The organism is Labrenzia sp. 011, from assembly GCF_003075075.1.
Taxonomy (GTDB): Bacteria; Pseudomonadota; Alphaproteobacteria; order Rhizobiales; family Stappiaceae; genus Roseibium.
The window spans coordinates 134670-156826 of record NZ_QCYM01000008.1 but is presented as its reverse complement, the minus strand read 5'-3'; the positions used below and the strand labels follow the sequence as shown (position 1 = coordinate 156826).

Sequence of the window (22157 nt, the reverse complement as noted above, 5' to 3'; positions counted from 1 at the left end):
CAAATGCCCCCTTTTCGGGTTTCCCGGGTCAGGATCCCTGATCGATGAGTTCGAACCTGTTGACATCGAACATGCCGAAATCGGTGATCTTCAGATGCGGAATGACCGGAAGCGGCAGAAAGGCCACCTGAAGGAAAGGCTCCGCCAGAGTGCAGCCGAGATCCCTGGCGGCGGCGCGCAGCTTCTCCAGGTCGCTCTTGACCGTCTCGAACGGTTCCAGGCTCATCAGACCGGCCAGTTGCAGGGCCAGTTCCGCCCGGACCCCGTCGCTGTCGGCCACCGCGAAACCGCCCTTCATGGCGATCACCCGGTTGACCGCATGCGCCATGGCCTCCTCATCCGCCCCGACGACGCAGATGTTGTGACTGTCGTGACCGACGGACGAGGCAATCGCACCGCGCTTCATGCCGAAGCCGTTGACGAACCCCAGGCCGATATTGCCGGTGCCCTTGTGTCGCTCGACGACAGCCACCTTGAGCACGTCCTGCTCCAGATCGACCCGGGTTTTGCCGCCCGCAACCGGCAGGGTGCGTTTCAGATGCTCCGTGATGATCCTGCCCGGCACGACGCCGATGACATCCGCCTCGCTGTTGCGCGCCGGAATTTCGAAATGCGCTGCCGTCACGGGTGCGACCTTGACGCTGTCCAGCCCGACCGGGGCAACAGGGGAGCGCTTGGCAAATTCGGCGTCATTCACCAGCACGCCGCCGCAGATCACCTGAGAGACCCGGCAATCCTCGAAATCGTCCAGGAGCGCGATGTCGGCGCGCTTGCCGGGGGAAACGGATCCGCGATCCTTCAAGCCGAAGGCATTGGCCGCCGACCAGCTTGCCGCCCGATAGGCGTCGAGCGGCCTGATGCCTCTGGCGATCAGCCGCCGGATCATGCTGTCCAGATGACCTTCCTCGGCGATGTCCAGCGGGTTGCGGTCGTCCGTGCACAGGGCCACGAAGGCCGACACATCCGGCGTCAGGATCGGCGCCAGCGCTTCCAGATCCTTCGACACCGACCCCTCCCGCATCAGGATGGTCATGCCCTTGGCGAGCTTTTCGAGCGCCTCTTCGGCCGTGGTGGCTTCATGGTCGGTGCGGATGCCGGCGGCCAGGTAACCGTTGAGGCCCAGTCCGGAGAGCAGCGGCGCATGGCCGTCGATGTGGCCGTCCTGAAACGCCGCAAGCTTGGCCAGCACCTTGGGATCGCGCGCCAGAACTCCGGGAAAGTTCATGAATTCCGCAAGGCCGATGACACTGGGATGGTCCCGGAACGGCAGCAGGTCCTCGATTTCCAGACAGGCACCGGCGGTTTCGAAGGCCGTCGCCGGAACGCAGGACGACAGGTTGACCTTGAGATCCATCACCGTCTCGAGCGAACTGTCTAGGAAATAGCGGATCCCCTCCGCCCCGAGCACATTGGCGATTTCATGCGGATCGCAGATTGCCGTGGTCACCCCGTGGGGCAATACGCAGCGGTCGAATTCGAAAGGGGTGACGAGGGAGGATTCCACATGAAGATGGGTGTCGATGAAACCGGGAACCGCCGTCAAACCCCTGCCGTCCACGGTGACATCGCCGCTGTAGCGCCCATGGGTGCCGACGATCCGGTCTCCCACGATCGCGATATCGGTTTCGACCGTACTGCCGTCGATCACACTGAAGAGGAGGACATCCTTGACCACCATATCGGCGCTGGTTTCGCCCGCACCGGCGGCAATTGCGCGGGCAAGAAACGCTTCATCATGTTTAACCGGCATCATTGTCTGCTCCGAATCCCGTTATGCCCCGACAATACGGAACTGGCGCCGGCTATCAACGCTTTCACGGCCGATCCCCGCGGCGGCCCTCCGGACCTGTCGCACCCGTGCCGGCAAGGCAGCGCGAAACATGTTTTCCGCAGTCCCCCAACGATCTTGCCCGCCGACACAAACAGACCACCCGGACACCGGGAATTCGGCCATTGAAGACAGAAACTTACCGCAAGACAACACGAATTCCCCGCACCGCAAAAGAGAATTGGAATTGACAAAATCCCGCCGCAGGCAAATAATTTAATCAACATAATTTATTGTTGACCCGCTTCCTGGAACGGGCACGCTGGAGGAGCGAGAACGGTGGACGGAACCCGCAAGAGCGGCCGCGGTTCGAATTCCGCGCAGTTGCGGCGCTACAATGAGCGCATCGTACTGCAGATTCTGCGGCGGGCGGGCGAAGCTTCCAAGGCGGAACTCGCCCGGGCGGCCCAGCTCACCAACGCGGCCATCGGCGCCATCATCCAGCACCTTATCGAAGAAGGACTCATCGTCGAGGCCGGCAAGCGCCATGACGGCAGCAGAGGCCAGCCGGCAACCATTTTGAGGCTCGCCGCATCGGGCGCCTATTCCTTCGGCGTCCGGCTGGACCGGACAAACATGGAAACGGTGCTGATGGATTTCGCCGGTCGCATCATCGACCGGCGCCTGCACGACATGATCCTGCCCGCCCCCGAACAGGCACTGAAAATTCTCCTGGAAGATCTCGACAGCCTGCGCGCCAGCCTGAGCGAACGGGATCTGGCCCGCATCACCGGAATCGGGGTGGCCCAGCCGTTCAATCTCGGCGCCTGGCTGCACGAACTCGGCCTCCCGGAAGCCGACTTCAGGAAGTGGGAAGGCTATGACCTTGCCGGGGATCTGGAGGAGGCGACCGGCCTGCGCGTCTTCAGCGAGAATGATGGCACCGCCGCGGCCGTGGCGGAACTGTTTTACGGCGTCGGGCGGCAGAAGGACGATTTCCTCTACCTGTTCCTGGGACCGGCCATCGGTGGCGGGCTGATCCTGAAAGGCGATGTGGTCCGGGGCAAGACGGGAAACGCCGCCGATGTGGCGATGATTCCCGTTCCCCCCAGCAGCCTGACGACCGCCCCGCGCTCCAGACAGGGCTGGGACCTGCTGCTCTCCCGCGCCTCTCTGGTCTCTCTCGCCCGACATCTGGACCCGGACAACTTTCCGAGCATGAACCGCAGGGGTCTGCACGAGGCCTTCGAACGCAGCGATGCCAGGTTCGAGGAATGGATGGAAGACTGCGTCGCCGCACTCGCACTGGCGCTGCGCTCCGCTTTCTCCCTGCTCGACATGCCCCTGGTGGTCATTGACGGGGACCTTGAGGAATCCTTTCGCGACCGGTTCCGCCAGGCGCTGAAAATCGCTGTCGAGGCGACCGCCCCCGAGATGCGCAACTCGCCGGATGTCCAGATCGGCAGCTTCGGACACGATGCCGGGGCGATCGGCGCGGCCAGTCTGCCGCAATTCTTCAACTTCTCGCCGCGGGCCGCGATCCTGACCGGCGGGAAGGATACCGGACCCGCCGGGGCCGGCCGCACGGACGATCGGAGCGGCTTTCCGGCAAGGGCAGCACGGTTGGGATCACATCTGGCCACACCCGACCGTACCGACTGACAATGAATGGCCAGGGAGGAGAAATACAATGATCCGCAAATTACTCGCGACGGGCTCCGTTCTTGCCCTCATGTCGGCCGTTCCGGCGGCCGCGGCAGACATTACTGCCTGCCTGATCACCAAGACGGACACCAATCCGTTCTTCGTTAAAATGAAGGAAGGTGCGACCGCCAAGGCGGAGGAACTGGGCATCGAACTGAAATCCTTCGCAGGCAAGATCGACGGCGATCACGAAACCCAGGTCGCCGCCATCGAAACCTGCATCGCCGATGGCGCCAAGGGCATCCTGCTCACCGCCTCCGACACGTCCTCCATCGTTCCGGCCGTCCAGCAGGCCCGCGACAACGGCATCCTGGTGATCGCGCTCGACACGCCGCTGAGCCCGACCGACTCAGCGGACGCCACCTTCGCCACGGACAACTTCAAGGCCGGCGAGCTGATCGGCCAATGGGCTGCCGCCAGCCTCGGCGACAAGGCCGCCGACGCCAAGATCGCGATGCTCGATCTCGGCATCAGCCAGCCGACCGTCGGCGTGCTGCGCGATCAGGGGTTCCTGCAGGGCTTCGGCATCGAGCTGGGCGATCCGAACAAATGGGGCGATGAAACCGACCCGCGCATCGTCGGCAACGACGTGACCCAGGGCAACGAGGAAGGCGGCCGCCGCGCCATGGAGAACCTCCTGGCGAAGGATCAGGAGATCAATGTCGTCTACACCATCAACGAGCCGGCTGCCGCCGGGGCCTATGAGGCCCTCAAGGCGATCGGACGCGAGAACGACGTGCTGATCGTTTCGGTCGACGGGGGCTGCCCCGGCGTACAGAATGTCAAGGACGGCATTATCGGCGCCACCTCGCAGCAGTATCCGCTGCTGATGGCCTCGCTCGGGATCGAAGCCATCAAGACCTGGGCGGACAGCGGCAAGAAGCCGGAACCGACCCCTGGAAAGGACTTCTTCGACACCGGAGTGGCGCTTGTTACCGACAAGCCGGTCGACGGCGTGGAGTCCATCGACACCGCCAAGGGGATGGATCTCTGCTGGGGCTAGATCGACAGACCTCCAGCCGCAACCGGCTGGAGGTCCGGAAGTTGATCGGTCAAAGGTGCCGGAGCCATTTGTCCGCGTTCGCCTGAACGCGCAGTCTCCAGCGCCGCCTTGGGAAAAGCACCGAAAGGGGCGTGGGCAACCTTGCCCCTTTTCGACCGGTTCTTGAGAGGGTTACGGGCATGAAATCAGACACGAAAACAACGGGCGAGCCGGCGGATTACGAAGCAGCTGCCGCTTCCGCCCCCGGGGCCGTCGCGGCCTTCGACGATCACCGCCACGGGGTCGGTCAAAGGATACAGCACGCCCTGCACCAGACCCCGTCTCTGGTGCCGCTGATTGTCCTGCTTCTGTCCATCGTGGTCTTCGGTCTGCTGCTCGGATCGAAATTCTTTTCCCCCTTCGCTCTCACCCTGATCCTGCAGCAGGTTCAGATTGTCGGCATTGTCGCCGCCGCGCAGAGCGTGGTCATCCTGACCGCCGGGATCGACCTGTCCGTCGGCGCGATCATGGTGCTGTCCTCGGTTGTCATGGGACAGTTCACCTTCCGTTACGGCCTGCCGGTGGAAGTGTCCATCGCCTGCGGCCTTCTCTGCGGCACCCTGTGCGGATACATCAACGGTTTCCTGGTCGCGATCGTCAAGCTGCCGCCCTTCATCGTCACCCTCGGCATGTGGCAGATCGTTCTGGCGGCGAATTTTCTCTATTCGGCCAATGAGACCATCCGCTCGCAGGACATCGCCAAATCCGCTCCCCTGCTGCAGCTTTTCGGCAACAAGGTGAATATCGGCGGAGCCGTGTTCACCTATGGCGTCATATTCATGGTGCTTCTGGTCCTGGTGCTGGCCTATGCCCTGCGCCAGACCGCATGGGGCCGGCATGTCTACGCGGTGGGGGACGATCCGGAAGCCGCCGAGCTTTCCGGCGTCCAGGTCAGGAAAACCCTGATTTCGGTCTACATGCTTTCCGGACTCATCTGCGCCTTCGCCGGATGGGCGATGATCGGGCGCATCGGCTCCGTATCGCCGACCAGCGGGCAGCTCGCCAATATCGAATCCATCACTGCCGTGGTGATCGGCGGCATTTCGCTCTTCGGCGGCAGGGGATCGATCCTCGGCACTCTCTTCGGCGCCCTCATCGTCGGCGTTTTCACCCTGGGTCTGCGCCTGCTGGGCGCCGACGCGCAGTGGACCTATCTGCTTATCGGACTGCTGATCATCGCGGCGGTCGCGGTCGACCAATGGATCAGAAAGGTATCGGTGTGATGAAACCTGTTCTGCAAGCACGCAACCTGGTCAAGCGTTACGGACGTGTCGTGGCCATGGACCACGCCGACCTGGAACTGTACCCGGGAGAAATCCTCGCCGTGATCGGCGACAATGGCGCGGGAAAATCGACGCTCATCAAGGCCCTGAGCGGTGCCGTGCAACCCGACAGTGGCGAGATCCTTCTGGACGGCAGCCCGGTGCATTTCACCTCCCCCATCGACGCGCGTGCGGCGGGGATCGAAACCGTCTACCAGACTCTCGCCATGTCCCCGGCGCTGTCCATCACGGACAACATGTTCATGGGCCGAGAAATCCGCAAACCCGGGTTTCGTGGCAAATGGCTGCGGCAGCTCGACCGCAGGAAAATGGAGGAAATCGCCCGTGACAAGCTCAACGAGCTCGGGCTCCTGACCATCCAGAACATCAACCAGGCCGTGGAAACCCTTTCCGGCGGCCAGCGCCAGGGGGTCGCCGTGGCCCGCGCCGCCGCCTTCGGATCCAAGGTGGTGATCATGGATGAGCCGACCGCCGCACTCGGGGTCAAGGAAAGCCGGCGCGTGCTGGAGCTGATCAAGGACGTGAGGGCCCGCGGCCTGCCGATCGTGCTCATCAGCCACAACATGCCCCATGTGTTCGAGGTCGCCGACCGCATTCACATTCACCGGCTCGGCCGGCGCGCCTGTGTCATCAGGCCGGCGGATTTTTCCATGTCCTACGCCGTCGCGATCATGACCGGCGCCATGGACCCGCCTGAAAGCCGGGCCGCATGACCGCCGGTGAGATCCCCGCCCGGGCCGGAACATTGCCATTCGAAACCGCCAGCCATAAACATCAGGCTGGTGCGAAGGCGTTGCACCGTGCTGTCCGCACCTCCCCGGACCCGGGCCCTCCCGAACGCAGAACATGCTCCGCCTCCCCCGCTCCGCACGTGTCGTGCGGACAAACGACGAACCCCATGGATAATCGATGTTTCTGATTTGCGGCGAAGCCCTGTTCGATCTCTTCGGTGAAGCCGCCTCCGGCGACAGCCTCACCTTCGATGCCCGTATCGGCGGTTCGCCGTTCAATGTCGCAATGGGACTGGCGCGTCTGGGCGAAGAGGCCGCCTTTTTCGGCGGCATCTCGAAGGATGCCTTCGGTGAAAAGCTGGTCCAGAAGCTGCGGGACGAGGGCGTCTCGGACCGGCACATTCTCAGAACCGCCTATCTGACGACCCTGAGCGTGGTCCAGAAGGACGATCACGGCCAGCCCGCCTATACGTTCTACGGCGCCGACGCGGCGGACCGGATGATCACGGCCGACGATCTGCCGGTATTTTCCGAACCGCCGATGTTCCTCCACATCGGCTCCTATACGGCCCTTGTGGATCCGGTCGCAACGGCCTTCAAGACGCTCATCGGGCGCGAGAAGGGCAACACGCTGATCTCCTTCGATCCCAACATCCGGCCGACCGTCGTGCCCGACATGGCGCGCTGGCGCAGCAACACCCGGTCCCTGGTGCCCCTCGCCGACATCATCAAGGTCAGCGACGAGGATCTTGCCCTGATCATGCCGGGCGAAGACTATGGCGAGGTCGCCCGCGACTGGCTGTCCCTCGGCGCCGGCCTTGTTGTCGTCACCCGTGGGCAGGACGGCGCCACGGCCTTCACGCGAAATGCCCGGATCGATTGTCCGGGTGTCACGGTAAAGGTCGAAGATACGGTCGGTGCCGGCGATACGTTTCAGGCCGCGCTTCTGGCCGGCCTGAAGGAACTCGGCGCAAGAGACCGGGACACGCTCATGGCTCTTGACGAGGCGAAACTGGCCCGGCTTGTTGGATTTGCGGTGAAGGCCGCTGCCGTGACATGCTCGCGGCGCGGAGCCGACCTTCCCCGCAGGAACGAACTGGAAAAAGAATGGGCCACCTTGAAATGAGGGGCTGACAAGGAAATTAAACCGATTTAGAACCCGGATCTAATCCGGTCACGGCATCTAGGTCCGTTGAAAAGACAGCTGCTCAGAAGGGATGTATTTATGGCGGTACGCGTCATCGAAGTTGAAGAATTCGATCTGGTCGTCTTCGGCGCATCCGGAGACCTTGCCCACCGCAAGCTTCTCCCGGCCCTTTATCACAGGGATGCGGACGGTCAGGTACCGGCCCATGCCCGCATCATCTGCAGCGCCCGCCGCGACTATTCGGACGACGATTACCGGAACTACGCCCGCGAGGCGCTTGAGGAACACGTCAAGGATCTGGATGACGAACACCTGTCCCAGTTCCTGGCCCGTCTTCGCTACGTGAAGATCGATGTCGCCTCCGGCGAAGGTTTCGACGACCTCAGGACGATCCTGGACGAACGTCCCGACGTCGTGCGCGCCTTCTACCTGGCGGTGGGCCCGGACCTTTTCGGCACGATCTGCGAAAATCTCGGCAAGGCCGGCGCGGTCAACGAACATTCCCGGGTCGTGATCGAAAAGCCGATCGGCAAGGACGGGGCCTCCGCGAAGGCCCTGAACGAGACCGTGGGTGCCGTCTTCAAGGAAGAGCAGATCTTCCGCATCGACCACTATCTGGGCAAGGAAACCGTTCAGAACCTCATGGCCCTGCGGTTTGCCAACGCCCTTTTCGAGCCGCTTTGGAACGCCGCCCATATCGATCACGTCCAGATCACCGTTGCCGAATCCCTCGGCGTTGGCGGACGCGCCGGTTACTATGACACCGCGGGCGCGCTGCGGGACATGATCCAGAACCACCTGCTGCAGCTTCTGTGTCTCGTCGCCATGGAGCCACCGGAGTCCATGAACGCCGACAGTGTCCGCGACGAAAAGCTGAAGGTGCTCAAGGCCCTTGCCCCGATCGACGAACACAATGTGGACAAGCTGACCGTTCGCGGCCAGTACCGGGCCGGAGCCTCTGCGGGCGGGGCCGTTCCGGGCTATCTGGAAGAACTCGGAAATGATGAAAGCCGCACGGAGACATTCGTTGCCCTGAAGGCGGAAATCGCCAACTGGCGATGGGCCGGAGTGCCCTTCTACCTGCGCACGGGCAAGCGTCTGGCGCAGAGGGTTTCGGAGATCGTCGTCCAGTTCCGGCCGATCCCCCATTCCATCTTCGATGCGGAAGCCGGCACCATCACCGCGAACCGCCTGATCATCCGTCTGCAGCCGGACGAAGGCGTACAGATGCAGATCATGATCAAGGACCCCGGCCCCGGCGGCATGCGCCTGCGCCAGGTTCCCCTCGATATGAGCTTTGCCGACGCCTTCAAGGTACGCAATCCGGATGCCTACGAACGCCTGATCATGGATGTCATTCGCGGCAACCAGACGCTCTTCATGCGTCGCGACGAAGTGGACGCGGCCTGGGCGTGGATCGACCCGATCCAGTCCGCCTGGGCCGCCTCGAAGGACCTTCCCAAGGGGTACACGTCCGGCACCTGGGGCCCCTCCGCCTCCATCGCGCTGGTGGAGCGGGACGGCCGCACCTGGACGGAAGACGACGGAAATTAGGAGAGCTGCAGGACCCTTGCCGTCCTGCCCCTCCTGTCACTTGAATCTGCCAGCAAGCTGCAAAAGGGGCGCGTGCGCCCTATTTGCCGAAGCAAGCGAAGCCAGACCGGTTTCCGGTCAGCAAAGGATTTGAAGCCATGACCATCCAGGACCGCATCGGCGAAGTGACCGAACGGATCGTCAAACGCAGCCACGACAGCCGCTCCGCCTATCTGGAGCGGATCGGCAAGGCGGCGGAGCAAGGCCCGCAGCGCTCGCGCCTCTCCTGCGGCAATCTCGCCCATGGTTTTGCCGCCTGCGGCGTTTCCGACAAACAGTCGCTGGCCGGCGATATCGTTCCCAACCTGGGCATCATCACGTCCTATAACGACATGCTCTCGGCGCACCAGCCGTATGAGACCTATCCGGAACTGATCCGGCAGGCGGCCCATGAGGCCGGCGCGGTGGCGCAGGTCGCCGGCGGTGTTCCGGCCATGTGCGACGGTGTCACCCAGGGCCAGGCGGGCATGGAACTTTCGCTGTTTTCCCGGGACGTCATCGCCATGGCAGCGGCGGTGGGCCTGTCTCACCAGATGTTCGACGCCGCCGTCTTCCTGGGCATCTGCGACAAGATCGTGCCCGGCCTTGCAATTGCCGCCCTCTCCTTCGGCCATCTTCCGGCGGTATTCGTTCCCGCCGGTCCGATGACCACCGGCATATCAAACGACGAGAAATCCAAGGTCCGCCAGCTTTACGCGGAAGGCAAGGTCGGCCGTGACGCGCTTCTGGAAAGCGAGTCGAAAGCCTACCATTCCCCGGGCACCTGCACCTTCTACGGCACCGCGAATTCCAACCAGATGCTGATGGAGATCATGGGCCTGCACATGCCGGGCGCCTCCTTCGTCAATCCGGGCACCCCCCTGCGCGATGCCCTGACAAAGGAAGCCGCGAAGCGCGCGCTCGCCATTTCGGCTCTCGGCAACGAATACACGCCGGCCGGCGAGATCATCAGTGAAAAGGCCATCGTCAACGGGGTCGTCGGCCTGCATGCCACCGGAGGCTCCACCAACCACACCATGCATCTGGTGGCCATTGCCGCCGCAGCCGGCATCCGTCTCACCTGGGACGACATCTCGGACCTTTCCGACGTGGTGCCGCTGCTCGCCCGCGTCTATCCGAACGGCAAGGCGGATGTGAACCATTTCCAGGCTGCCGGCGGTCTGGCCTTCCTGATCCGCGAGCTTCTCTCCGAAGGATATCTGCATCAGGACGTGAAGACCGTCCATGGCACGGATCTGTCCGGCTACACGGTGGAAGCCAAACTCGATGCGAACGGCAATGTCCTGCGCGAACCCGTGCCGGAAACATCCGGAGACGAGACCGTTCTGGCTCCTCTCGCGAAGGCCTTCCAGCCGACCGGCGGCCTGAAAATGCTGACCGGAAACTTCGGCAAGGCGGTGATCAAGATTTCCGCCGTGGCCAGTGACCGGCATGTCATCGAAGCCCCGGCCCGCGTGTTTCACGACCAGAACGACTTTCTGACCGCCTTCAACAACAAGGAACTCACCGGCGATGTTGCCGCCGTGGTGCGTTTCCAGGGCCCGAAGGCCTGCGGCATGCCGGAACTGCACAAGCTCACCCCCTGCCTCGGCATCCTGCAGGACCGGGGCCACAGGGTTGCACTGATCACCGACGGGCGCATGTCCGGCGCGTCCGGCAAGGTCCCGGCCGCCATCCATGTGACGCCGGAAGCTGCCGACGGCGGCCCGATCGCCAGGATCCGTGACGGCGACATGATACGGGTGGATGCGGTCAACGGCGAATTGACGGTTCTGGTCGACGAAGCTGAATTCAACGCCCGCCCGCTTGCAGAGGCGGACCTGAGCCACCATCACTTCGGCGTCGGCCGCGATCTCTTTGCCGCCTTCCGCAGCAATGTCGGCTCCGCCGATACCGGCGCACATGTCTTCGGCAGCCAGGGTGTGAACTCATAAATACAGATGAAATGGTTTGATGCGACTTGGTTTTCATCAAGGAGTCAAACCGAACGAAAGAGGAGGCTGCCATGGCCCAGGACAAAGCGAAAATCGAAGACGTCATGTGCGCGGCGCCGGTCATTCCGGTTCTGATCGTTGAAGATCCGAAAAAGGCCGTTCCGATGGCACGCGCCCTGGTGCGCGGCGGCCTTCCGGCCATAGAAATCACCCTGCGCACCCCCCGTGCCCTCGAAGCGATCAACGCGGTCAACGAACATGTGGAAGGCGCCATCGTCGGCGCGGGCACCGTTCTGGACGCAGGTCACTACGATGCGGCGGTCTCCGCCGGGGCGCGCTTCATCGTCTCCCCGGGCGCCACGGAAGCGCTGCTCGATGCGGCGGACCAGCACAGCGTTCCCCTCCTGCCCGGTGCGGCGACCGCATCGGAAGTCATGTTCCTGCTGGAACGCGGCTATGAGCGGCTGAAGTTCTTCCCGGCCGAACAGGCCGGTGGCGCCGCCTACCTGAAATCGCTTTCCTCTCCCCTTGCGGCGGCGAAATTCTGTCCGACCGGCGGCGTCAGTCTGGACAAGGCTCCGGACTATCTGAAGCTGCCCAACGTGCTGTGTGTCGGCGGATCCTGGATCGCCGATGCCAAGGCTATTTCATCCGAAGACTGGTCGGGAATCGAGGAGCGCGCGCGCGCTGCAGCCGGTCTGAAAGGGTAAACGGAGCACTCCGGCTGCGGGACGGCCGTTCTCAGGCGTCCTGCGTTGCCTCGTCGCCGCTGTATTCCTCAAGCGTGCGGTCCCACAGCAGGCGCAGACCGGCGGAACTCGCCGTTCTCCAGGCGAATTCGCCGACGACCGGCCGTTCCATCTTGCCGATACTCAGCACCACCTCCTCGGGAAGCGCGCTCAGTCCCTTGGCGGAAATCCGGCAGCCGTTCTTGCCGGCGTCGACGATGACACCGGAAATCTCGGTTATCCCTTCAAGATCGGCGATCTTGACCGGAATACTGACGTTGTTGCGCTTTTCGCGCCGCTTGTCGGTGACCATCTTGTCATTCTTGGCGAAGACAACCGCCGCGTCATTGCCCCGGATCGAGGTCACCAGGGCCTTTACCAGCTTGCCCGTATCCCCCACACGAATACCGATGTTCTTGTAGAGCTGAGTGATGTCGACCGAGGTCAGACGGCACCCCCATTCGCTGACGTTGGAAACCACCGCATTGACGATCGCCAGGTTGTCGAGATCCACCACCAGGGCCTCCTCTTCGCGACCAGGCTGATCCTGAAGGTGGGCCAATCCGTGTTTTTTGGTGTCCGCGCTCATGCATCGAATTTACTGCACAGCAACTTGAGACTTACTTAATGAGGGAAGGTTTTTCCGCTATTTTTCACTCATACCAATGGTATAGGCAATTTCGACGATAAAGGTCCCCATCCCCCCTTCCTCTTTAAAGTCGAGTGTCAGGACATATTGTTGCGGATGACGGTACGGAGTTTGCCGGAGCCTCTGGCGGCCGGTTGCGTCAGATCCGGCGGCCGCGCTTTCGGCCGTCCGGAATTTCCTCTCCCCCTTGCCAAAATGCTGTGCTATCTGAAACGCGGTGACCGCAAAGGCGCCGCTGCAGGCGAATTCAATCGATTTTAGGGGATTTTTCCATGGCGCTCGAAGCAGCTTTTGTTTCACTCGGCCAGCACGCCGAGAAGCTGAAAGACACCACGCTGCGGGACCTGTTCGCCGCCGACCCTGCACGGTTCGACACCTTCAGCGCGCGCCATGACGACCTCCTTCTCGATTATTCCAAGTCCAGGATCGATGCCAGGGCGCTGGAGCTGCTGATCGCCCTGGCCAGGGCCGCCGATGTGGAGGGCAAGCGCGCCGCGATGTTCGCCGGCGACAGGATAAACGGCACCGAAGACCGCGCCGTCCTGCATACGGCCCTGCGCAACTGCTCCGACGAGCCGGTGATGGTCGACGGCAAGGATGTCATGCCGGAAGTTCGCGCCGTGCTGGACGCCATGGCCGATTTTTCCGAGGCGGTCCGCTCCGGCGAGCTCACTTCCTCCACGGGAGACGCCTTCACCGACGTGGTCAATATCGGCATCGGCGGGTCCGATCTCGGCCCCGCCATGACCACGCTGGCGCTGGCCCCCTATCACGACGGTCCGGAACTGCACTATGTCTCCAATGTCGACGGCGCCCATATTGCCGATACGCTGGAAAAGCTGGACCCGGCAACGACGCTGATCATCGTCGCCTCCAAGACCTTCACCACCATCGAGACCATGACCAACGCGCAGACCGCGCGCAAATGGATTGCCGGCGCCCTGGGAGAGGACGCGGTGGGCGATCACTTCGCGGCCGTCTCCACGGCCCTCGACAAGGTCGCGGCCTTCGGCATCGACGAAAGCCGCGTCTTCGGTTTCTGGGACTGGGTCGGCGGGCGCTATTCCGTCTGGTCCGCCATCGGCCTGCCGGTGATGATTGCCATCGGCCCCGATGCCTTCTCCGATTTTCTCGAAGGTGCACACGCGCTCGACACGCATTTCAGGCAGGCACCGCTGGAACAGAACCTGCCGGTTCTGATGGCGCTGATCGGCGTCTGGAACCGCGATATTCTCGGCCTGTCCGCCCGTGCCGTCCTGCCCTATGACCAGCGCCTGTCCCGCCTGCCGGCCTATCTGCAACAGCTCGACATGGAGTCCAACGGCAAGCGGGTGAAGCTGGACGGCAGCCCGGTGAGCGAAGAAACCGGACCGCTGGTCTGGGGCGAACCCGGCACCAACGGCCAGCATGCCTTCTATCAGCTCCTGCACCAGGGTACGACCGTCATCCCCTGCGAGTTTATCGTCGCCGCCAACGGTCATGAAGACGACCTGAAGCATCATCACGACCTGCTGCTTGCAAATTGTCTCGCCCAGTCCGAAGCGCTGATGATGGGGCGGACACTGGACGAAGCCAAGGCGCTTCTCGCCGCCTCGGGCATGTCCGGGGACGACATCGAGCGTCTGGCTCCCCACAAGGTGTTTCCCGGCAACCGGCCGTCCATCACGCTTGTCTACGACATGCTCACCCCCTATGCGCTTGGCCGGCTTGTCGCCCTTTACGAGCACCGCGTCTTCGTCGAAGGCGTCATCTGGGAAATCAATTCCTTCGACCAGTGGGGCGTGGAGCTGGGCAAGGAACTCGCCACGGCCCTGCTGCCGATGGTCAAGGGAGACGTTCCGGCGACATCGAAGGATTCCTCAACCCGGGGCCTGCTCGCGGCACTCAGGAGTTAGGCGTCCCGTCCCCGGGCGGTTGTAAATCCGCTTGAAAGCGCATCTGGCGGCGCATCTGCCGGAAAGTCTCCGGAGCGCCGGGAGCCGCACGGTCCTGACATTCCTTCCCGCTGTAAACGCTCCATCGATGCGCCGTGTCAGGGAAGCCGTTCGGGTGCAGGCCTCTGGTTTTGCGGTTCTCCCAGCCGTTTTCGGCCTGCCGACAAATCGAATCAGGCAAAAATATGGTCCCGGCCCCGCGTGTTAGGAACCTTTTAAGCAACCGCGCGTTATAGAGCGTGAAAGTCCGCCATATTTCTGCCCTAGCTAGGCTATCTGGTTCACAACGTTGAAGAACTCTGATCGAACAATTTTTCACCGCTGGCCGGTTGCGGCAATGAGCCGTTGCCCCAAAAAGCAAAGCAGCTTACCTTTGGTGAGACAAATTCGGAAGAACGCACCGTGATACGCGGTCCGGAAGGGAGAATGATTCTATGAAGAAGCTTGTTCTGCTCGCAGCCGTCGGCCTTGCGCTTGCCGGATGTCAGTCCGACAGCCAACGTGACCGCGCCCTTGTCGGCGGCGGCCTCGGCGCTGCCACCGGTGCAGCAATCGGTGCAGCCGCCACGGGCGATGTTGGCGGCGCGCTTGTCGGTGCGGCGATCGGCGGTGCCGGTGGCGCAATCGTCGGCGGTGCCACGACACCCAAGAACTGTGTCGCTTATGACCGCTACGGCAATCCCTATCGGGTCGCATGCCCGTAAGACCCTTTAGCTGAACACGATCCATTCGTTTTATTTCGGTGACTTGACCGGCAGGAAGTTTGTGATGAAGAAAATATTTGTAATTGCCGCTGCGGCGGCCTTGCTGGCAGGTTGCCAATCCCAGAGCCAGACCGACCGCGCGCTTGTCGGCGGCGGTCTGGGTGCCGCGACAGGCGCCATCATCGGCGCTGCAGCCGGCGGCGGCGTGGGCCCTGCCCTGGTGGGCGCCGCAATCGGCGGCGCAGGCGGCGCAATCGTCGGCGGTGCCACGGCACCGAAAAACTGTGTCGCTTATGACCAGTACGGCAATCCCTACCGGGTTGCCTGCCCCTGACCGGCAGGCCGTAAACTTGGATAACCGGGATCCGGTAAGGATCTGTTAACCATAAATGCCCACCTTTGGCGGATATCCATCTTCGCCAAAGGATTCCGGATGAAGTCCATCCTTGCCGTGACGGCCCTTCTGCTCTTGTTGACCGGCTGCGCCAATACCGAAAGCCAGCGGGACCGGATGCTGATTGGCGCCGGGCTTGGCGCTGCGACCGGGGCCACCATCGGTGCCGTCGCCGGCTCGACCGTGAACGCCACACTGGCGGGCGCCGCCCTGGGCGCCATCGGCGGCGGCCTTGTCGGCGTGGTCACGACGCCGCGCAACTGCATCGCACAGGACGAATACGGCACGCCCTACAAGGTGCGCTGCCCCTGATTGATTTCTGCGTTCGACTTGTGTCTCACTTCTCCGGACTGACAAAATAAGTCTTGTCCGCAGTCTCAGGCCGGTTCAGTGAACCGGCCTTCTTTTATCCCGAACGAGATCACGCCGCCCGGCTGGACTTTTCGCGGGCAAGCGCGGTTGCCGGATCCAGATAGTCGTAGCCCAGCGCGGAAGCAACGGCTTCACAGGTCACCTGGCCCTGATAAACGTTGAGGCCCGGCAGGAAGTGCGGATCGTCAAGAAGAGCCTTTTTCGCACCCTTATCTGCCAGGGCCAGAGCAAACGGCAGCGTGGCGTTGTTCAGCGCATGGGTGGACGTCTTCGGCACGGCGCCCGGCATGTTGGCGACGCAGTAATGCACGACCTCGTCGACGATATAGGTCGGGTCGGAATGGGTCGTTGCCCTGGAGGTTTCGAAACAGCCGCCCTGGTCGATGGCCACATCCACCAGCACGGAGCCCGGCTTCATGCGCCGCACCAGATCCGCCGAGACCAGTTTCGGGGCAGCAGCACCGGCAACAAGCACGGCACCGATCACCAGGTCGGCCTCAAGCACCTTGGCTTCCAGCGCGGCGCGAGTGGAATAGACGGTCTTCAGGGCCGGACCGAAGGACTGGGCCAGATGGCCGAGAACGGCGGTGTTGCGGTCCAGCACGGTAACATCGGCGCCCAGGCCGATGGCCATGGTGATCGCATGCGATCCGACTACCCCGCCGCCAATGACCAGCACCTTCGCCGGTTCGACGCCCGGTACACCACCGATCAGCGTCCCCGATCCGCCCTGCGCCTTTTCCATGGCCTTCGCACCCGCAACCACCGACAGGCGGCCGGCGACCTGAGACATGGGCACCAGCAGCGGCAGCCCGCCGTTCGCGTCCACAACCGTCTCATAGGCAATGCAGGTCGCGCCGGAGTTCACCAGATCGGCGGTCTGTTCCGCATCCGGAGCCAGATGCAGATAGGTGAAAAGAATATGGTCCGGACGCAGCATGGCGCGTTCGCCCGCCTGAGGCTCCTTCACCTTCACGATCATCTCGGCAGCGTCGAAGACCTCCCTGGCGCCGGGCAGGATTTTCGCGCCTGCGGCCTCGTAATCGGCATCGCTGGCGCCGATGCCGGCCCCCGCACTGGTTTCCACAACCACTTGATGCCCGTGAGCGACCATCTCGTGAACGCTGTCCGGGGTCAGTCCGACCCGGTATTCATGATTCTTGATTTCCTTCGGCACACCGATGCGCATATTCCCGTCTCCTCTGGAAGAGTTTTTATCGGGAAAGTGTACGCCTCCAGACGCCGCATGTTCTTGCGTAATTCCGCGGCCGGATGCCATATTGCGCAATTTTCTTGCGTAACTTGCGCCAGTGAACGAATATCCTGCCTAATGCTACTTGAAAGACAGCAGTAAGTGCGGTGCAGTATATGAACCTTGATCGTCTCGACCGGAAAATCCTGAATGTCCTGCAAAGCGACGGGCGCATTGCCAATGCGGATCTTGCCGAACAGGTCGGCCTGTCCGCCTCCGCCTGCCTGCGCCGCATGCGGGCCCTGGAAGAGGCAGGCATCATCGAAAAATACGTGGCCCTTCTCGACCAGCGCATGCTCGGACGGCGCATGGACGTCTTCGTCGAAATCTCTCTGACCAGCCAGTCGCGGGAGACGCTGGAGAGTTTCGAGCGCGCCGTTGCCCGCTCCGGCGAGATCATGGAGTGCTTCCTGATGGCCGGCGACGCGGATTATGTCCTGAGACTGACCGCCGAGGACCCGGTGGATTTCGAGCGCATCCACCGCGATCACCTGGCCCGGCTCCCCGGCGTCCTGAGGATGAAATCCTCCTTTGCCATCCGGCCGGTCGTGCGCCGCACGGCGATCCCGCTTGACAGGGAAGACTGAGGACATCGGGGCACCAGCAGCCTCGACGCCGGATGCACTGGCCGCTATAGTCCGCATCCATTCAAAAGATTGGCCTTTCAAGGAACCCGATCCGGTGTCCCACACGATTACCCGTTTTATCGATACGACCTATCAGCTTGCCGAATGTCCGACCTGGGACGACAGAAACAACCGCCTGCTCTGGGTGGATATCCAGGGCCGTTCCATCCAGTCCATGGACTGGGCCAGCCGGGACATCACCACCTGGCGTTTCGACAACGAGGTCGGGTCCTTCGGCCTGACGGAGGATGATCGTCTGATCGTCTGTGTCTGGGACAAGATTCTGCTGTTCGACCCGCAGACCGGTACCAGTGAAATTCTGGCCGAAGTCCAGGCGGATGAGCCCCGCACCCGCCTCAACGACGGCAAGGTCGGCCCGGACGGCGCGTTCTGGGTCGGCACCATGGACACCAGCTCCCCGCGGGAGCCCATCGCCGGTCTCTATCGCGTTTCCGCCGACGGCGAAGTCGCCGAAATCCGAGACGAACTCCAGTGTTCCAACGGCCTGGCCTGGACGCCGGACGGCACCTACATGTACCATTCGGACACCTCTCCGGGCTGGATCGAATACTACGGCTTCGATCCGGCGAGCGGTACGCTCGGCTCCAAGATGCTGTTTGCCCAGCAGACCAACGAGACCGGCCGTCCCGACGGAGCGACGGTGGACACCGACGGCAATTACTGGAGCGCCGGTGTTTCGGCCGGCCTGCTGAACTGCTTTGCCCCGGACGGCAATCTGCTCGAGGCTATCAGGATGCCGGTCGACAAGCCGACAATGCCCTGTTTCTGCGGCCCCGATCTGGACCAGCTGATCGTCACCAGCATCAAGCAGCCCGCCGACCCGACCGCCATCGAACCGGACACGCTCTCGGGCGGGCTGTTCCTGGTGGAAGGTCACGGACGCAAGGGGTTGAAGACCTACCGCTTCAAGGTCTGAACAGGCGCCTTGCCCGGAACATGAGACCGGTCCCGGATCCTCTCCGGGACAGTGGTGGACAACTGGATCAGCAATGTGTCAGGCCGACGCGTAGTTAGTGCGAGCTCTCGCCGCGCTCCGCGCAATTGCGCAGCGCCTCGATCACCTGCTCCGCGCTCACGCCCGGCAACTGGATCTTGGTCTCGCCATAGAGATGCACGACCGCGGTTTCGCCGTTGGTGCCGGTCTCGTTGAAGATCCGTACGGACTGGTCCTCGGGAATGAGAACCGCCATGGACCCGTCCCCGACGCTCAGCAGGATGGAAGAGGCAATCAGGGTACAGATCATGGTCGGAGTCCCACTTTGCGCTTCAGGCCCGATCGATCAGGCCCGGTGGATCAGTACCGGCAGCCGCGAACGCGCACGGGCTGCCAGACGGTCCGCGCAGGCTGCACCAGAACCTTCCGGCTGACCGTCCGGTAGACAGCCGGCCTTTTTACCACCTGCCGCGTGGCAGGCTGGACAAGCACCTTTTCCTTCACATGACTGTAGACGGCGGGCTGGCGGACCGCGACCCTGGAGGCCGGCTGAACGAGAACCTGCTGTCCCACGGTCCTGTAGACCGCCGGATGCTGGACCTTGCACAGAATGTTCCTGCCCTTGATCATCCGGTACTCCCAGCCGATGCTGGCCGGCTGCACCTGAACCTTGCGGTAACGGGTCTGGTAGACCGCCGGAGACCTGCGGTAGCTGACCCGTTCGGGCTGCACCTGCACGCGCCGGGTCTGATAGCTGTAGACGGCGGGCTGCTGCACCACATAGCTGCTCGCCGGCTGAACCAGCACCCGCTCCTGAACCGTCCGGTAGACGGGCGGAACCGTCGCCTGCTCATAGCAGGACAGGGTGCGGCCGCCGGCCGAGACCGATGAGACAAGAAACGGGCTGATCGCCAGCGCGGCAAGCGCGCTCCAGAACCTGTGACGCATGAACTGTTCCCCCAAGGCCGGTGCAGAAACCAAGGACACGGACATCCGCTCTGCACATCTGACTTTAGGGAAGATCCGCAAGGGGTAAAAGCGAAAAAGTTAACTTTCGTTAACAAGCCGCACGCAGTGCGCCATCAGGATCCACTACCGGACCCCTGCCCCTTGTCGTAATCGGTGTCTTCGTTGATGACATGCCGGGCCGCCTCGGGCACCCATTCGCCCCAGCGCGGCTGCAGCTTGTGGTCGACGGAAACCCGGTCGTCGAAGACGAAACACTCGCCCTTCCACAGGCTGTTTTCTTCCGGAACCTTCTCCAGATAGTTCAGGATGCCGCCCTCAAGGTGGTAGACCTCGCTGAAGCCGTTCTTCAGCATCCAGGCGGTGGCCTTTTCGCAGCGGATGCCCCCGGTGCAGAACATGGCGACCTTCGGCTTCCTCTTGAGGTCGTCCTGCCCTTCCACCCATTCGGGGAATTCGCGGAAGGACTGGGTCTGCGGGTTAAGCGCGCCCTCGAAGGTGCCGAAGGCGTATTCATAGTCATTGCGGGTGTCGACCACGATCACGTCCGGATCGGAAATCAGGGCGTTCCAGTCCTCCGGCGGCACATATTCGCCAACGATCTCGTTCGGGTCGATGCCATCGACCGCAAGGCGCACGATCTCCTGCTTCAGCCGCACCTTCATGCGCTTGAACACATGCCGGTCGCACCAGGACTCCTTGTGGGACAGATCCTTCAGGCGCGGATCGGCGCGCAGATGCGCCAGCACGTCGCGCACCCCGGCCTCCGGTCCGCAGATCGTGCCGTTGATGCCTTCACGGGCCAGCAGAAGACTGCCGCGCACGTCCCGCGCCTCGCAATAGGCCTTCAGCGGGTCGCGCATCTCCTCGAAGTTCTCGAGCGGCGTGAACATGTAAAGGGCGGATACGAGAAAGTCGTTCATCGGGCGTGTTCTTTTTCTTGAAGGGCGCCGGACCGGTCAGGATGCTTTCGCGATCCGTCCCCGGGCATTTGCTGGCGCCCTCTATACATCCTCGCCCCCTTGCGTGCCAAGTCCGCAGTTTCTCTGACCTCAACGGCGCAATCGCCGAAAGGTCCTCCGGATTTAAGCCTCCCGAGGCTGCCGACCGTCTCGATATCCAGGTCCCCGATTTCGAAGGGCTGCTATCCGCCGGTGCCCACGGTCAAATGCACCCCGGTCACCTTCTGCAACAGGCTGATGACCGCGAAGAGTTTCGAAGCAGTGGGATTGCCCTTCTCACCCAGCATCCGGATAAGGCTCTTGGACGGCGTCCCCACTTCGTGGGCGAGCTCTTCAAAGCCGACGGTGGCCTTGATATAGTCTCGCAGAACGGCCTTCCCGGTTGCCACGTCACCTGAAATCAGGAGATCGACAGCTTCGGAAAGCAGCGCGGCGCGAAACGCGGGGTCGCGCTCGGCGCGCGCTTTCACCGTTTCCTTGAATTCACGTGTCAGTCCGGCCATAGCTGATCCTGTTTCTTTCGTCTTTTGTAATCCTGCCAACGGGCCTTGGCGGCCTCGATATCCCGTTGTTGACGTTTCTTCGTGCCACCGGCAAGCAGGATAACAAGCCGGTCGCCATCCTTGCCGAAATACACACGATAGCCCGGCCCGAAGTCGATGCGGAATTCATGAACACCGCTTCCCACTCCCTTGGCATTGGAAACATTGCCTTGCCCCATTCGCACCAGAGCAACTGTCACCTTCGCCGCCGCCGCAGGGTTCAGGTCGCCATACCATTCCGCGAAGGGGCTTCTGCCGTCACTGGTGAGATACTCGACTAGCTCCAACGGCCAATTAGTAACATATAGGTTACTTCTCAGACAAACAAGGCTTCACCTTGTCCGGATAGCTGATTCCAGCTCTCAATGGAAAAGGGGGCGTACGGGTCTGGACACCTCCGGTTCACGGACGCGGAAAATACCTGGCGTTCACCCGGATGGCCCTTTTAATCAGGGAGAGAAATTTCAGTCCCGCAAGCAGTTTCCGCAGTGCTTCGCGCCATGCTCAACCCGTCGGACATTGCGACATATAAGAAGGAAAATGGTGGGTGAGTGGGGGCTCGAACCCCAGACCCGCTGATTAAGAGTCAGCTGCTCTACCAACTGAGCTACACACCCATCGACGAAGGCCGCAACGATTGTGCGGCGCGCCGGATTTGGGGTGTATATAGCGCCTCCCCTCCCGGCGCAATGGGGTTTGCGACACTTTTTTATCATTGCCCGCAAACCGGGAGTGCGGACCGGCCCGGGCAACAGATCCGGGGCAATCCGGCGGCCGTGCGCGCGGCGCGCAAGGAAATTTTCAGAAACATCGCGCTGCTTTGGCGCAATTTTCGAAATTAGCGCTTGACCGTATAAATCCGCCTCTCTAG

The 22157-nt window shown here is 62.5% G+C and carries 23 protein-coding genes and 1 tRNA gene; 14 read left to right on the top strand and 10 right to left on the bottom strand.

What is annotated here, in order from left to right; translation table 11 throughout:
* Positions 1–28: 28 nt before the first annotated feature.
* Entirely contained in the window at positions 29–1750 is a 1722-nt protein-coding gene (gene ade / locus DCO57_RS11135; RefSeq protein WP_116699007.1) for an adenine deaminase, read from the bottom strand.
* A gap of 357 nt (positions 1751–2107) precedes the next feature.
* On the opposite strand from ade, the gene DCO57_RS11130 reads away from it, so the two are divergent.
* From DCO57_RS11130 to eda, 8 genes are all read left to right on the top strand, one after another.
* A complete protein-coding gene (locus DCO57_RS11130; RefSeq protein WP_116698957.1) occupies positions 2108–3430 on the top strand; it encodes an ROK family transcriptional regulator in 1323 nt (440 codons plus the stop codon).
* A 28-nt stretch (positions 3431–3458) separates the two neighbouring features.
* On the top strand, positions 3459–4475 hold the full coding sequence (locus DCO57_RS11125) for a sugar ABC transporter substrate-binding protein (protein WP_116698956.1): 1017 nt from the start codon (positions 3459–3461) through the stop codon (positions 4473–4475).
* A 179-nt stretch (positions 4476–4654) separates the two neighbouring features.
* Positions 4655–5737, top strand: a complete 1083-nt coding sequence (locus tag DCO57_RS11120) for an ABC transporter permease (protein WP_116698955.1) — start codon at positions 4655–4657, stop codon at positions 5735–5737.
* On the top strand, positions 5713–6510 hold the full coding sequence (locus tag DCO57_RS11115) for an ATP-binding cassette domain-containing protein (protein ID WP_208977896.1): 798 nt from the start codon (positions 5713–5715) through the stop codon (positions 6508–6510). Before DCO57_RS11120 ends, DCO57_RS11115 begins: the two co-directional genes overlap by 25 nt.
* A 196-nt stretch (positions 6511–6706) precedes the next feature.
* Positions 6707–7654, top strand: coding sequence for a carbohydrate kinase (locus tag DCO57_RS11110; protein WP_116698953.1), 948 nt, complete (start codon positions 6707–6709; stop codon positions 7652–7654).
* 99 nt (positions 7655–7753) lie between these two features.
* Positions 7754–9229 carry a glucose-6-phosphate dehydrogenase gene (zwf, locus tag DCO57_RS11105; protein WP_116698952.1) on the top strand — a complete coding sequence of 492 codons (1476 nt, stop codon included), beginning with the start codon at positions 7754–7756 and terminating at the stop codon, positions 9227–9229.
* A 137-nt stretch (positions 9230–9366) separates the two neighbouring features.
* Entirely contained in the window at positions 9367–11202 is a 1836-nt protein-coding gene (gene edd, locus DCO57_RS11100) for a phosphogluconate dehydratase (protein ID WP_116699006.1), read from the top strand.
* A gap of 71 nt (positions 11203–11273) precedes the next feature.
* Entirely contained in the window at positions 11274–11912 is a 639-nt protein-coding gene (gene eda / locus DCO57_RS11095) for a bifunctional 4-hydroxy-2-oxoglutarate aldolase/2-dehydro-3-deoxy-phosphogluconate aldolase (RefSeq protein WP_116699005.1), read from the top strand.
* A 31-nt stretch (positions 11913–11943) separates the two neighbouring features.
* Here the strand turns inward: eda and DCO57_RS11090 are convergent, their stop codons facing one another.
* Positions 11944–12519 (bottom strand): hypothetical protein, encoded by a 576-nt coding sequence (locus tag DCO57_RS11090; protein WP_208977895.1) that lies wholly within the window; start codon positions 12517–12519, stop codon positions 11944–11946.
* A 57-nt stretch (positions 12520–12576) separates the two neighbouring features.
* Complete coding sequence (locus DCO57_RS23280) at positions 12577–12879, bottom strand: hypothetical protein (RefSeq protein WP_133192657.1); 303 nt, start codon at positions 12877–12879, stop codon at positions 12577–12579.
* Here DCO57_RS23280 and pgi point away from each other — a divergent pair.
* From pgi to DCO57_RS11070, 4 genes are all read left to right on the top strand, one after another.
* Positions 12852–14474 carry a glucose-6-phosphate isomerase gene (gene pgi / locus DCO57_RS11085; RefSeq protein ID WP_116698951.1) on the top strand — a complete coding sequence of 541 codons (1623 nt, stop codon included), beginning with the start codon at positions 12852–12854 and terminating at the stop codon, positions 14472–14474. The two genes, DCO57_RS23280 and pgi, sit on opposite strands and share 28 nt — an antisense overlap.
* Before the next feature lie 473 nt (positions 14475–14947).
* The gene (locus DCO57_RS11080; RefSeq protein WP_116698950.1) at positions 14948–15217 is read left to right on the top strand and encodes a glycine zipper domain-containing protein; all 270 of its coding nucleotides are present in this window, start codon (positions 14948–14950) and stop codon (positions 15215–15217) included.
* 64 nt (positions 15218–15281) lie between these two features.
* On the top strand, positions 15282–15551 hold the full coding sequence (locus tag DCO57_RS11075) for a lipoprotein (RefSeq protein WP_116699003.1): 270 nt from the start codon (positions 15282–15284) through the stop codon (positions 15549–15551).
* Positions 15552–15650: 99 nt separating this feature from the next.
* Positions 15651–15923: a hypothetical protein gene (locus DCO57_RS11070; protein ID WP_116698949.1), complete on the top strand. Its 273-nt coding sequence runs from the start codon at positions 15651–15653 to the stop codon at positions 15921–15923.
* Between the two features lie 109 nt (positions 15924–16032).
* Here the strand turns inward: DCO57_RS11070 and ald are convergent, their stop codons facing one another.
* Positions 16033–17172, bottom strand: a complete 1140-nt coding sequence (ald, locus tag DCO57_RS11065) for an alanine dehydrogenase (RefSeq protein WP_116698948.1) — start codon at positions 17170–17172, stop codon at positions 16033–16035.
* A gap of 179 nt (positions 17173–17351) precedes the next feature.
* On the opposite strand from ald, the gene DCO57_RS11060 reads away from it, so the two are divergent.
* Both DCO57_RS11060 and DCO57_RS11055 read left to right on the top strand, forming a co-directional pair.
* A complete protein-coding gene (locus DCO57_RS11060) occupies positions 17352–17822 on the top strand; it encodes an Lrp/AsnC family transcriptional regulator (RefSeq protein WP_116698947.1) in 471 nt (156 codons plus the stop codon).
* A gap of 94 nt (positions 17823–17916) precedes the next feature.
* Positions 17917–18798: an SMP-30/gluconolactonase/LRE family protein gene (locus tag DCO57_RS11055; RefSeq protein WP_116698946.1), complete on the top strand. Its 882-nt coding sequence runs from the start codon at positions 17917–17919 to the stop codon at positions 18796–18798.
* 94 nt (positions 18799–18892) lie between these two features.
* Here the strand turns inward: DCO57_RS11055 and DCO57_RS11050 are convergent, their stop codons facing one another.
* The 6 genes from DCO57_RS11050 to DCO57_RS11025 form a co-directional block, all read right to left on the bottom strand.
* Positions 18893–19126 carry a hypothetical protein gene (locus DCO57_RS11050; RefSeq protein WP_116698945.1) on the bottom strand — a complete coding sequence of 78 codons (234 nt, stop codon included), beginning with the start codon at positions 19124–19126 and terminating at the stop codon, positions 18893–18895.
* Positions 19127–19176: 50 nt separating this feature from the next.
* Positions 19177–19764, bottom strand: a complete 588-nt coding sequence (locus DCO57_RS11045) for a hypothetical protein (RefSeq protein ID WP_116699002.1) — start codon at positions 19762–19764, stop codon at positions 19177–19179.
* 134 nt (positions 19765–19898) lie between these two features.
* The gene (locus tag DCO57_RS11040) at positions 19899–20705 is read right to left on the bottom strand and encodes a rhodanese-related sulfurtransferase (protein ID WP_116698944.1); all 807 of its coding nucleotides are present in this window, start codon (positions 20703–20705) and stop codon (positions 19899–19901) included.
* A gap of 221 nt (positions 20706–20926) precedes the next feature.
* Positions 20927–21247, bottom strand: coding sequence for a transcriptional regulator (locus tag DCO57_RS11035; protein WP_116698943.1), 321 nt, complete (start codon positions 21245–21247; stop codon positions 20927–20929).
* Complete coding sequence (locus DCO57_RS11030; protein WP_116698942.1) at positions 21235–21573, bottom strand: type II toxin-antitoxin system RelE/ParE family toxin; 339 nt, start codon at positions 21571–21573, stop codon at positions 21235–21237. The genes DCO57_RS11035 and DCO57_RS11030 overlap by 13 nt, the downstream gene beginning before the upstream one ends.
* 254 nt (positions 21574–21827) lie before the next feature.
* Positions 21828–21903 (bottom strand) — tRNA-Lys (locus DCO57_RS11025).
* Positions 21904–22157: the final 254 nt, after the last annotated feature.